This is a genomic window from Ciceribacter sp. RN22 (assembly GCF_024054295.1).
GTDB lineage: Bacteria > Pseudomonadota > Alphaproteobacteria > Rhizobiales > Rhizobiaceae > Allorhizobium > Allorhizobium lividum.
Genome location: NZ_JAMXLD010000002.1, coordinates 777299 through 788612, shown reverse-complemented (window position 1 = coordinate 788612; position 11314 = coordinate 777299). Strand labels below are relative to the sequence as shown.

The window sequence follows — 11314 nt, the reverse complement described above, 5'->3', positions numbered from 1 at the left end:
AACCCGGCGTCAGGCCTGAAGACCGCCGCGCAGCATGTCGATAATGGCGGAAAAGTCGCGCCCGCCCTGTCCCTGCTTTTCGAAGAGGCCGTAGATCTGCGCGGCTTCCGCCCCGAGCGGCGTTGCCGCACCGGTCGAAAGTGCGGCGTCCTGGGCGAGCTTCAGGTCTTTCAGCATCAGCGCCGCGGCAAAGCCCGGCCTGTAGTCGTTGTTGGCGGGCGAGGTCGGGACGGGGCCGGGGACCGGACAATAGGTGTTCAGCGACCAGCATTGACCCGAGGACGTCGAGGCGACATCGAACAGCGCCTGGTGCGAGAGCCCCAGCGCCTCGCCGAGCACGAAGGCTTCGCAGACGCCGATCATGGAAATGCCGAGGATCATGTTGTTGCAGATCTTCGCTGCCTGCCCGGCGCCGTCGCCGCCGCAATGGACGATCTTGCGTCCCATGGCTTCGAGACAGGGCTTTGCGCGTTCGAACGCGTCCCCCGAGCCGCCGGCCATGAAGGTCAGTGTGCCGGCGGCAGCACCACCGGTGCCGCCCGAGACGGGCGCGTCGAGCGAGGCGCAGCCCTTGCCGGCAGCGAGTTCATGAGCCTGGCGCGCACTGCCGACGTCGATGGTCGAGCAGTCGATCAGGAGCGTCGAGGCCGGGACCACCTTGACGAGTTCCCGCCAGACGGCGAGCACGTGCTCGCCCTTCGGCAACATGGTGACGACGACGCCTGCCCCTTCCGCAGCCTCCGCCAGCGAGGTGGCGGGGATGATGCCGTTTCCCGCCGCGGGCTTCAGGATCTCCGCGGAAAGGTCGAAGCCCCGGACCTCGTGCCCGGCCTTGATGAGATTGGCAGCCATCGGGCCGCCCATGTTGCCCAGTCCGATGAATGCGATGGGTGCTGCCACGGGGTGTCTCCTTCTATCGGTTGTCGGCAAGGATCATTTCGGCGGCCTTCTCGGCGATCATGATCGTTGGCGAGTTGGTGTTGCCGGAAGTGATGGTCGGCATGATCGAGGCATCGGCGATCCGAAGGCGCTTGAGCGCGCGCATCCGGAGCCGCGGATCGACGACGCTCTCGGCGTCGGCGCCCATGCGGCAGGTACCGACCGGATGGAAGATTGTCGTGCCGATATCGCCGGCCGCACGGACGAGCTCCTCGTCGGTCTCGAAGGCGGGGCCGGGTTTGTACTCCTCCGGCCGGTAACGCGCGAACGACGGCTGGGCCGCGATCCGGCGGGTCAGGCGGATCGACCGGATCGCCGTCTCCCGGTCACTTGCTGTCGAGAGGTAGTGCGGACTGATCACCGGCTGGACGGCGAAGTCCGGGCTCTGCAAATGGATGGAGCCGCGGCTCTCGGGCCTCAGATTGCAGACGCTCGCCGTAATCGCCGGGAAGGGATGGACCGGATCGCCGAACTTGTCGAGCGAAACGGGCTGGACGTGGTATTCGAGATCGGCGGTGTCCTTGTCCAGGCTCGACCTGGTGAAGATGCCGAGCTGGCTCGGCGCCATCGCCATCGGGCCGGAACGTCGCAACAGGTATTCGAGCCCGATCGTCGCCTTGCCGAAGAGGCTCGACGCCTTTTCGTTGAGCGTCGGCAGGCCGCTGACCTTATAGACGAGCCGGAGCTGCAGATGGTCCTGCAGGTTCTCGCCGACGCCCTTCACCTCCGTCACCACCTCGACGCCGGCCTTCTGCAGCACGTCGCCGCGTCCGACGCCGGAGAGTTCGAGGATGTGCGGGCTGCCGATGGCGCCGGCGGCGAGCACGGTCTCGCGACGGGCGCGGAAGGTCTTCGTCATGCCGTCGTGCCAGACCTCGACGCCGGCGACCGCGCCGTCCTCGATGACGAGCCGTTTCGCCTGCGCCCTCGTCAGCACGGTGAGGTTGCCGCGCTTGACGGCCGGCCGCAGGAAGGCCTTGGCGGTGTTCCAGCGGATGCCGGCCCGCTGGTTGACGTCGAAATAGCCGGAGCCCTCGTTGTCGCCGCGGTTGAAATCATCGGTCATTGGAATACCGGCTTCGAGTGCGGCCTTCTGGAAGGCTTCGAGGATCGCCCAGCGGACGCGCGCCTTTTCGACCCGCCACTCGCCGCCCGTGCCGTGCTTGTCGTCGGCGCCCTTGTAGAAATCCTCGGACTTGCGGAAGATCGGCAGTACGTCTTCCCAGCCCCAGCCGGTGCAGCCCATCTGCCGCCAGAGGTCGTAGTCGCGCGCCTGTCCGCGCATGTAGATCATGCCGTTGATCGACGAGCAGCCGCCGAGCACCTTGCCGCGCGGATAGAGGAGGGCGCGGCCGTTCAGCCCCTCTTCCTTCGCGGTGGTGAAGCACCAGTCCGTCCGCGGGTTGTTGATGCAGTAGAGATAGCCGACCGGGATGTGGATCCAGTGGTAATTGTCCCTGCCGCCCGCTTCCAGAAGCAGCACGCGCGTTGAGCGGTCTGCGGCGAGGCGGTTGGCCAGAACGCAGCCCGCGCTTCCGGCGCCAACGATGATGTAGTCGTAGTTTTCCATGTCGCTCCGCTAGTCCCTTCTCCCGGCGTGCGGGGATAGGGTGAGGTGAGGGCAAACGCCCTGCCATCCCATGATGCTCTGCCCCTCATCCGGCCTGCCGGCCACCTTCTCCCCGCAGGCGGGGAGAAGGAAACTTGTGGCTAATGTCGATGTTCGAAGCCGAGCATGCGTCCGAGGCGGGACGCATAGAACTCGCCGACGATCCCGCGCCGGAATAGCAGCACGCACACCATGAAGACGATGCCGGTGATGATGGTGACGGGGAATTCCGAGGTCGCGAGATAATTCCCGAGCGCCACCACGAGGCCGGCGCCGATCACCGGCCCGACGAGCGTGCCGATTCCGCCGAGCAACGTCATCAGGATCACCTCGCCGGACATCTGCCAGGTGACGTCGGTGAGCGTCGCGAACTGGAAGACCAGTGCTTTCAGCCCGCCGGCGAGCCCCGCAAGCGCCGCCGACATCACGAAGGCGCCGAGCTTGTAGCGCGCCACCGAATAGCCGAGCGAGGTTGCACGAACCTCGTTTTCGCGGATCGACTTCAGGATCATGCCGAACGGTGAATTGATGAAGCGCCAGATCACCAGCATGCCGATGAGGAAAACCCCGAGCACGAAGAAGTACATGTTGAGCGGTGTACCGAGATCGATGAAGCCGAGGAGCTTTCCGCGCGGCACGGACTGGATACCGTCCTCGCCGTGGGTGAATTCCGCCTGGAGGCAGAAGAAGTAAAACATCTGCGCGAGCGCCAGCGTGATCATCGCAAAGTAGATGCCCTGCCGGCGGATCGCGAAGATGCCCATGACGAGGCCGAGAGCGGCCGCGCCTGCAACCCCGACGAGGAGCCCGAGTTCCGGCGGGAAGCCCCATTCCTTGACCGCATGGGCCGTGAAATAGGCGGCTCCTCCGAAGAACGCCGCGTGCCCGAAGGAAAGAAGGCCGGTATAGCCGAGCAGCAGGTTGAAAGAGCCCGCAAACAAGGCGAAGCACAGGAGCTTCATCACGAAGATCGGGTAGAGGAAGAAGGGGGCGGCGGCGAGAAGGCCGATGCCGCCCGCAAGCAGGATCACCTGCACGAGGGCGGGGCGTCCGCCGCCGATGTCGGAAGTGGTCGTTACCTGTGCCATGTCATGCATCCCGGCCGAAGAGGCCTGCCGGCCTGATGAGAAGAACGATCGCCATGATGACGAAGATCACGATGTTGGATGCCTCCGGATAGAAGACCTTGGTCAGCCCTTCGGCGATCCCCAGCATGTAGCCGGTGACGATCGCCCCCATGATCGAACCCATGCCGCCGACGACCACCACGGCGAAGACGACGATGATGATGTTGGAGCCCATGAGCGGCGACACCTGGTAGACAGGGGCGGCGAGCACGCCGGCGAAGGCGGAGAGCGCCACGCCGAGACCATAGGTGAGGGTCAGGAGCACCGGCACGTTGACGCCGAAGACCTGCACGAGAGTCGAGTTTTCCGTCGCGGCGCGCAGATAGGCGCCGAGCTTTGTCCTCTCGATGAGGAGCCAGGTGGCGAGGCAGACCACGAGCGATACCACGACCACCCAGCCGCGATAGATGGGCAGGAACATGAAGCCGAGATTGGTGCCGCCGGCGAGTGCCGTCGGCGTCGCATAGGGTTGTCCCGACGCGCCGTAGATGTAGCGGAACGCGCCCTCGATCGTCAGCGCAAGGCCGAAGGTGAAGAGGAGCCCGTAAAGCGGGTCGAGGTCGTAGAGACGCCGGAGGAAGAGCCGTTCGATCGCCGCGCCGAAGAGGCCGACGATCAGCGGCGCGAGGATCAGCGCCGGCCAGTAGCCGATGCCCCCGAAGGTCAGCAGCAGATAGGCGACGAAGGCGCCGAGCATGTACTGCGCGCCGTGGGCGAAGTTAATCATCCGCAGGAGGCCGAAGATGATCGCGAGGCCGAGGCTCAGCAGGGCATAGAAGGAGCCGTTGATGAGGCCGATCAGGAGCTGTCCGAGGAGTGCCTGGAGCGGGATGCCGAAGATTGTCGCCATGGTTCAGACCCCCAGGACCTTGTGGAGCATGTCCATGCGCTCTGGCAGCTCCTCCACCTTGAACTCGGAAACCATCTGGCCGTGCTCCATCAGGTAGAAGCGGTCAGCCACGCGGCTTGCGAAACGGAAGTTCTGCTCGACGAGCAACACGGTCATGCCGCGTTCCTTGAGCTTCTTCAGCACTTCGCCGATGCGCTGGACGATGACGGGAGCAAGCCCCTCCGTCGGTTCGTCGAGAATCAGCAACTTGACGCCGGTCCGCAGGATGCGGGCGATCGCCAACATCTGTTGCTCTCCGCCGGAAAGGCGGGTGCCGGGGCTGTTGCGCCGCTCCTGGAGGTTCGGGAAGAGCTCGAAGATCTCGTCGAGCGACATGCCGCCTTCCGCGACCTGTGGCGGCAGCATGAGGTTTTCCATGACCGAAAGGGTCGAGAAGATGCCTCGCTCTTCCGGCACGAAGCCGATGCCGCAGCGGGCGGTGCGGTGCAGGGGCACCTTCATCATGTCGGTGCCGTTGAAAACGATCTCACCCTTGCGGGCGCGCACGATCCCGACCAGCGTGCGCAGCGTCGTCGTCTTGCCGACGCCGTTGCGGCCGAGAATGGTGACCGTCTCGCCTTCGCGAACGGTCATGTCGACGCCGTGCAGGATGTGGCTTTCGCCGTACCAGGCGTTGAGGCCGCGGACCTCGAGAAGTGCCGTCATCTTTACGCCTCCTCCGTGCCCATGTAGGCGACGCGCACGCGCGGGTCGCTGCTGACCGTCTCATAGTCGCCCTCGGCGAGGATCTCGCCGCGTTGCAGGACGGTGACGTGGTGGCAGATGTCGGCGACGACCGAGAGATTGTGCTCGACCATCAGCACGGCGCGGGTCTTTGCGACCTCGCGGATGAGGCTGGCGATCACCCGCACATCCTCCTGGCCCATGCCGGCGAGCGGCTCGTCGAGGAGCAGGACCTTGGGATCGAGGGCGAGCGTCGTTGCGATCTCCAGCGCGCGCTTGCGGCCATAGGAAAGATCGGCGGCGATCGTGTTGCGCTCCCGGACGAGGCCGACGCTTTCGAGCAGGTTCTCGGCGCGTGGCGTCAGTGCGTCGAGCGCCGAAAGCGGACGCCAGAACTGGTGGGCGAGGCCGTTGGGGCGTTGGAGCGCCACGCGCACATTGTCGAGCACGCTCAGGTGCGGGAACACCGCGGAAATCTGGAAGGAACGCACGAGCCCCATCCGCGCGACCTTGTCGGCCGGTGTGCTGGTGATTTCCTCGCCGAGCAGCGTGATCGTGCCCGCCGTCGGCTGCAGGAATTTCGTGAGCAGGTTGAAAACGGTGGTCTTGCCCGCACCGTTCGGCCCGATCAGGGCGTGCACGCGTGCATGATGAACGTCGAGATCGACGTCCCGGACGGCGGTGAAGCCGCCGAAATCGCGGCGGAGGCCGCGCGCGGACAAGACCACGCGCGGCTCCGTAGAAGTTCTTTCGGAAGGAAGGCTCATCATTTACGGCCGGGGCTTACTTCACGAGCTCGCAACCGCTCTTGGCCGGATCGATATAGGCTTCCTTGCCGGGAATGGTCGCGAGAACGTTGAAGTAGTCCCAGGGTTCCTTGCTGTCGCCGGGCTTCTTCACCTCGAGCAGGTACATGTCGTGGAACATGCGGCCATTGGGGCCGACCGTGCCGCCACGACCGAAGACGTCGTCGACCGGCATTTCGTGCAGGGCCTTGGCGACGGCTTCCGTCTCGTCGGTTCCGGCCTTATCTATCGCCTTCAGGTACTGCAGGACGGCGGAATAGGTGCCGGCATGGACCATGTTCGGCATCTTGCCGGTGCGCTCGAAAAAGCGCTTGCCGAACTTCTGGCTGTCCTCGTCGCGGTTCCAGTAGAAGCCTTCCGTGAGCGTCAGGCCCTGGGCCGCCTCGAGGCCGAGGCCATGGACTTCGGCGAGCGTGAAGAGGAGAGCCGCGAGACGCTGGCCGCCCTGGGTGATGCCGAACTCGGCTGCCTGCTTTATCGCGTTCTGCGTGTCGGCGCCGGCGTTGGCGAGGCCGACCACCTTGGCGCCCGAGGACTGTGCCTGCAGCAGGAAGGACGAGAAGTCGGTGGTCGCGAGCGGATGGCGCACCGCGCCGACGACGCTACCGCCGTTCGCCTTCACGAAGTCGCTGGTCTGCTGTTCGAGGGAGTAGCCGAAGGCATAGTCCGCGGTCAGGAAGAACCAGCTGTCGCCGCCCTGTTTCACGAGCGCGCCGCCGGTGCCGACTGCGAGCGCATGGGTATCATAGGCCCAGTGGAAACCGTAGGGGCTGCACTGCTTGCCGGTGAGTTCGGTGGTGGCAGCGCCGGTGACGATGTCGATCTTCTTCTTTTCCTTGGCGATCGCCTGGACCGCGAGCGCGACGGAAGAGGTCGTCAGTTCCATGATCGCGTCGACCTGCTCGGTGTCGTACCACTGGCGGGCGATGTTGGAGGCGATGTCCGGCTTGTTTTGATGGTCGGCGTCGACGATCTCGACGGGTACGCCGAGCACCTTGCCGCCGTAATCCTCGATCGCCATCTTGGCGGCTTCGACCGACGACTTGCCGCCGAAGTCGGCGTAGACGCCGGACTGGTCGTTCAGGATGCCGATCTTGACTTTGCCGTCCGATGCGTCGGCCAGAGCAGCGGTGCTGCTCGCCAGCACGATCGCCAGCGACGCGATGAGATTCTTGCGCATATGGTCTCCTCCCAGAGTCTTCCAGACTGCGAATCTGTTCAATTTTGACCAGCCGCGCTCCTCAACGCGGCCAATCGTGGGCGCATGATCCGGGAAAAGATCAATTGACGCAAGTTTTAGCGCCGACTAATTGCAAACAGGTTCTGTTCGTTTTTGAACAGATATCGGGAGCGGCGATGCATTTCACCTGGGACGATCTACAGTATTTCCTGGCGGTGGCCCGCACGGGGCAGTTGTCGACCGCGGCAAGGCAGCTGCGGACCAGCCACGCGACCGTCTCGCGGCGGATAGACCGGCTGGAATTCGCCTTGAAGGTCAAACTCTTCGAGCGCAATCCGCGCGGCTACGTGCTGACCGGCATGGGACAGCGCTTCGTCGAGACGGCCGAGAAGATGGAGCAGGAAACGGAGCGGCTGCAGGCCGATCTGGCCGGTGGCGGCAGCGCGCAGCGCGGCGTGGTCCGCCTCAGCGCGCCGGAAGGCTTTGCCAATTTTTTCTTCACCGGGACGCTTCAGACCTTCGCAGCAGCGTTGCCAAACATCTCGCTCGAACTCGTGACGATCCAGCAGATCATGGCGCTCTCGCGCAAGGAGGCCGATCTCGCGGTCGTCCTTGATCCGCCGAAGGCGGGGCCGTATTTTTCCGAGAAGCTCTGCGACTACCGGCTGAAGATCTACGGCACGCGGGCGTACCTCGAGAGCCGGGGTGCTCCGCGGAGCCGCGACGACCTGCTGGACCACGCCTTCATCGGCTACATCGAAGACATGATCTTCGCGCCGGGCCTCGACTATCTCGGCGACATCCATCCGCGGATAAAGCCGCATTTCCAGAGTTCGAGCATCTTCGCGCAATTGACGGCGACGCGGAACGGGCTGGGGCTCTGTGTGCTGCCGATCTTCATCGCCGAACGCTATCCGGAGCTGGAGGTCGTCCTCGAAGACGAGGTCGAGCTGCTGCGCCACTACTGGATCACCTGCCACCGCGATCTGCGGCAGGTGGGGCGCGTTAGGAGCGTCATCGAGTTTCTGAGGGCGAGCGTGCGGGAAAGCATGGACGCCTTTCTGGGGACGGCAACGGTGAAACCCGGCGAGAGTAGTCCTGTGGGGGCGGCGGAAGCGCTCTCACGCGTTCCGTAACCGCCCTTCCGCGAGGTCGAGCACCGACTTTGCAGCGTCCATGACGTTGGTGCCGGGGCCGAAGACGGCGGCGACGCCGTGGTCCATGAGGTAGTCGTAGTCCTGGCGCGGGATGACCCCGCCGACGACGACGATGACGTCTTCGGCACCCTTCGCCTTCAGCGCCTCGATGAGCTGCGGGGCGAGCGTCTTGTGGCCGGCGGCGAGCGAGGACATGCCGACGACCTGCACCTTCTCGGCGACGGCAAGATCGGCGGCCTCCTCCGGCGTCTGGAAGAGCGGCCCGGCGATCACCTCGAAACCGATATCGCCGAAGGCCGACGCGATTACCTTGGCGCCGCGGTCATGCCCGTCCTGGCCGAGCTTGGCGACGAGGATGCGGGGTGCCGCACCCTTGACCTCCCTGTAATGCTTCAGGCGATCGGAAAGCGTTGCCAGCTCCGGATCGCCCTCGTAGGCCTTGCCGTAGATGTTGCGGACGACCTTCGGAACGGCCGTATGGTCGCCGAAAACCTTGCGCATGGCGTCGGAGATTTCGCCAACCGTGGCCCGTGCCCGGGCCGCCTCGACGGCGGCGTGAAGCAGGTTGCCTTCTCCGCTCGCGGCGACATCGGTGAGCCGGGCCAGTGCCGCCTCGACGGCCTTCGGGTCGCGCTGGCGCCGGATCTGTTCGAGCCGTTTGATTTGGGCGGCGCGCACGGCCGAATTGTCGATCTCCAGGATGTCGATCGGCTGCTCGTCGTTCAAACGGAACTTGTTGACGCCGACGATCACCTCTTCGCCCTTGTCGACCGCCGCCTGGCGGCGGGTCGCGGCCTCCTCGATCAGCTTCTTCGGAAGACCTGCGTCGACCGCCCTGGTCATGCCGCCCATCGCCTCGACCTCCTCGATCAGCGCCCAGGCCTTGTCGGCGAGTTCCCCGGTCAGGCTCTCGACGTAATAGGAGCCGGCGAGCGGATCGACCACCTTGGTAACGCCCGTCTCGTGCTGGAGGATCAGTTGGGTGTTGCGGGCGATGCGCGCGGAAAAGTCGGTCGGCAACGCGATCGCCTCGTCGAGCGCGTTGGTGTGCAGCGACTGGGTGCCGCCGAGCGCCGCCGACAGCGCCTCGTAAGCCGTGCGGATGACGTTGTTGTAGGGGTCCTGTTCCTGCAGCGACACGCCTGAGGTCTGGCAATGGGTGCGCAGCATCAGCGAAGACGCCTTCTGGGGCTGGAACTCCTCCATGATGCGGGTCCAGAGCAGGCGGGCGGCGCGCAGCTTCGCCGCCTCCATGAAGAAGTTCATGCCGATCGCGAAGAAGAAGGAGAGGCGGCCGGCGAAGTCGTCGACGTTCAGGCCCTTCTTCAGGGCGGCACGGACATATTCGCGCCCGTCGGCCAGCGTGAAGGCGAGCTCCTGCACCAGCGTCGCCCCGGCTTCCTGCATGTGGTAGCCGGAGATCGAGATGGAGTTGAACTTCGGCATATCCTTCGCCGTGTATTCGATGATGTCGGCGATGATCCGCATCGAGGGTTCCGGCGGATAGATGTAGGTGTTGCGGACCATGAACTCCTTGAGGATGTCGTTCTGGATGGTCCCGGAAAGCTGCGCCCGCGGCACGCCCTGTTCCTCGCCGGCGACGATGAAGTTCGCGAGGATCGGGATCACCGCACCGTTCATGGTCATCGAGACGGAGATCTTTTCGAGCGGGATGCCGTCGAAGAGGATCTTCATGTCCTCGACGCTGTCGATCGCCACACCCGCCTTGCCGACGTCGCCGACGACGCGCGGATGGTCGCTGTCATAGCCGCGATGGGTCGCGAGGTCGAAGGCGACGGAGACGCCCTGCTGACCGGCCGCAAGATTGCGGCGGTAGAAGGCGTTCGATTCTTCCGCGGTGGAAAAGCCCGCATACTGGCGGATCGTCCAGGGCCGCCCGGCATACATGGTGGCGCGCGGTCCGCGGACGAAGGGCGCAAACCCCGGCAGGCTGTCGAGATGCTCGATGCCTTCGAGGTCCTCGGCCGTGTAGAGCGGCTTGACGTCGATGCCTTCCGGCGTGTGCCAGGTGAGGCTCTCGGCCGGGCGCTTCAGTTCCTTCTCGGCCAGCGCTTCCCAGTCCTTGATGGTTTTCTTGGTCATTGCCGGATTCCCCCGAGGTGACGCTGACTTGAACGGTGTGCGGCGCCAGACGCGTGGTATGCATCGCAGCCGCTGAATTTGACCCAAATATCGCTCGGTAGTATCTTCCGACACTCAACCGGAGCGCCGTGCCATGTCCGTGAAAGCGTCTGTTTCCCTGTCTCCTCAGCAGGAAGAGTTTGTCCGCAAGCTGGTCGAGGAAGGCCATTATCCGAGCTTGAGCGCCGTTGTCGAGCGGGGGCTGGAACTCGTGCGCGAAGAGACCGAGATGAAGGAGGAGGAGCTTGCGGTTCTGAAGGCTTTGCTCGACCGACGGCGCCAAGGCGAATTCCTGTCTGAAGCCGAAAGTCGCAAGCGCATCGACGCGATGATCGCCGCGAAGAAGGCCCAATATGGCTTATGAAGTCAGGCGATCTGCGGAAAGCGACCGCGATCTGGACCTGATTTTCGATCACCTCGTCAACTCCTACCTCAGCTTCGGCGATTCCATAGTCGAGGCGTTTTCTCGGGCGACGGCTCGTGTCCGCAGGATCGAGGCGGACATGGATGCCCTGGCCCATGCGCCCTACCAGGGAACGCTCTGGCCCGAGGTTGCGACGGGATTGCGTCATGTGACGAAAAACCGGGCGATCTTCTATTTCGACGTCGATGACGAACGGCAGCTCGTACGGGTACTTGCCATCTTCTTCGGCGGTCAGGATCATCAGCGGCTCATGCTGGTACGCCTCGGCACCGGGCGCTGACGGTCCGGACACAAGCCTTCGGCTGGCCGATGTCGTGTTGTGCCATTGCCCCTCATCCCCCTGCCGGGACCTTCTCC

11 protein-coding genes are annotated in these 11314 nt (G+C 64.6%); 3 read left to right on the top strand and 8 right to left on the bottom strand.

Annotated features, from left to right (window positions below; all coding sequences use genetic code 11):
• Positions 1–9: 9 nt before the first annotated feature.
• From mmsB to NHF53_RS18710, 7 genes are all read right to left on the bottom strand, one after another.
• Positions 10–864 (bottom strand): 3-hydroxyisobutyrate dehydrogenase, encoded by an 855-nt coding sequence (gene mmsB / locus NHF53_RS18740; RefSeq protein WP_252836003.1) that lies wholly within the window; start codon positions 862–864, stop codon positions 10–12.
• A 49-nt stretch (positions 865–913) separates the two neighbouring features.
• The gene (locus NHF53_RS18735; protein WP_252835559.1) at positions 914–2509 is read right to left on the bottom strand and encodes a GMC family oxidoreductase; all 1596 of its coding nucleotides are present in this window, start codon (positions 2507–2509) and stop codon (positions 914–916) included.
• A 140-nt stretch (positions 2510–2649) separates the two neighbouring features.
• Positions 2650–3636 (bottom strand): branched-chain amino acid ABC transporter permease, encoded by a 987-nt coding sequence (locus NHF53_RS18730; RefSeq protein WP_252835558.1) that lies wholly within the window; start codon positions 3634–3636, stop codon positions 2650–2652.
• A 1-nt stretch (position 3637) separates the two neighbouring features.
• A complete protein-coding gene (locus NHF53_RS18725; protein WP_252835557.1) occupies positions 3638–4525 on the bottom strand; it encodes a branched-chain amino acid ABC transporter permease in 888 nt (295 codons plus the stop codon).
• A gap of 3 nt (positions 4526–4528) precedes the next feature.
• Positions 4529–5230, bottom strand: a complete 702-nt coding sequence (locus tag NHF53_RS18720; protein WP_112691159.1) for an ABC transporter ATP-binding protein — start codon at positions 5228–5230, stop codon at positions 4529–4531.
• Between the two features lie 2 nt (positions 5231–5232).
• The gene (locus NHF53_RS18715) at positions 5233–6015 is read right to left on the bottom strand and encodes an ABC transporter ATP-binding protein (RefSeq protein ID WP_114365184.1); all 783 of its coding nucleotides are present in this window, start codon (positions 6013–6015) and stop codon (positions 5233–5235) included.
• Between the two features lie 16 nt (positions 6016–6031).
• The gene (locus NHF53_RS18710; RefSeq protein ID WP_252835556.1) at positions 6032–7234 is read right to left on the bottom strand and encodes an ABC transporter substrate-binding protein; all 1203 of its coding nucleotides are present in this window, start codon (positions 7232–7234) and stop codon (positions 6032–6034) included.
• Positions 7235–7410: 176 nt separating this feature from the next.
• Here NHF53_RS18710 and NHF53_RS18705 point away from each other — a divergent pair, with 176 nt between their 5' ends.
• A complete protein-coding gene (locus NHF53_RS18705) occupies positions 7411–8370 on the top strand; it encodes a LysR family transcriptional regulator (protein ID WP_252835555.1) in 960 nt (319 codons plus the stop codon).
• Here NHF53_RS18705 and scpA read toward each other — a convergent pair.
• Positions 8356–10494 (bottom strand): methylmalonyl-CoA mutase, encoded by a 2139-nt coding sequence (gene scpA / locus NHF53_RS18700; protein ID WP_252835554.1) that lies wholly within the window; start codon positions 10492–10494, stop codon positions 8356–8358. The two genes, NHF53_RS18705 and scpA, sit on opposite strands and share 15 nt — an antisense overlap.
• 133 nt (positions 10495–10627) lie before the next feature.
• Here scpA and NHF53_RS18695 point away from each other — a divergent pair, with 133 nt between their 5' ends.
• Together NHF53_RS18695 and NHF53_RS18690 are read left to right on the top strand one after the other, a co-directional pair.
• Entirely contained in the window at positions 10628–10897 is a 270-nt protein-coding gene (locus NHF53_RS18695) for a type II toxin-antitoxin system ParD family antitoxin (RefSeq protein WP_114365137.1), read from the top strand.
• Positions 10887–11237 (top strand): type II toxin-antitoxin system RelE/ParE family toxin, encoded by a 351-nt coding sequence (locus tag NHF53_RS18690; RefSeq protein WP_252835553.1) that lies wholly within the window; start codon positions 10887–10889, stop codon positions 11235–11237. Before NHF53_RS18695 ends, NHF53_RS18690 begins: the two co-directional genes overlap by 11 nt.
• The last annotated feature ends 77 nt before the right edge of the window (positions 11238–11314 follow it).

Excerpts from the sequence above, each read along its gene's own strand:
- mmsB (WP_252836003.1), bottom strand. The coding sequence starts at position 864 with ATGGGCGGCCCGATGGCTGCCAATCTCATCAAGGCCGGGCACGAGGTC.
- NHF53_RS18715 (WP_114365184.1), bottom strand. The coding sequence starts at position 6,015 with ATGAGCCTTCCTTCCGAAAGAACTTCTACGGAGCCGCGCGTGGTCTTG.
- NHF53_RS18705 (WP_252835555.1), top strand. The coding sequence starts at position 7,411 with ATGCATTTCACCTGGGACGATCTACAGTATTTCCTGGCGGTGGCCCGC.
- NHF53_RS18695 (WP_114365137.1), top strand. The coding sequence starts at position 10,628 with ATGTCCGTGAAAGCGTCTGTTTCCCTGTCTCCTCAGCAGGAAGAGTTT.
- NHF53_RS18730 (WP_252835558.1), bottom strand. The coding sequence starts at position 3,636 with ATGGCACAGGTAACGACCACTTCCGACATCGGCGGCGGACGCCCCGCC.
- NHF53_RS18710 (WP_252835556.1), bottom strand. The coding sequence starts at position 7,234 with ATGCGCAAGAATCTCATCGCGTCGCTGGCGATCGTGCTGGCGAGCAGC.
- scpA (WP_252835554.1), bottom strand. The coding sequence starts at position 10,494 with ATGACCAAGAAAACCATCAAGGACTGGGAAGCGCTGGCCGAGAAGGAA.
- NHF53_RS18690 (WP_252835553.1), top strand. The coding sequence starts at position 10,887 with ATGGCTTATGAAGTCAGGCGATCTGCGGAAAGCGACCGCGATCTGGAC.
- NHF53_RS18725 (WP_252835557.1), bottom strand. The coding sequence starts at position 4,525 with ATGGCGACAATCTTCGGCATCCCGCTCCAGGCACTCCTCGGACAGCTC.
- NHF53_RS18735 (WP_252835559.1), bottom strand. The coding sequence starts at position 2,509 with ATGGAAAACTACGACTACATCATCGTTGGCGCCGGAAGCGCGGGCTGC.
- NHF53_RS18720 (WP_112691159.1), bottom strand. The coding sequence starts at position 5,230 with ATGACGGCACTTCTCGAGGTCCGCGGCCTCAACGCCTGGTACGGCGAA.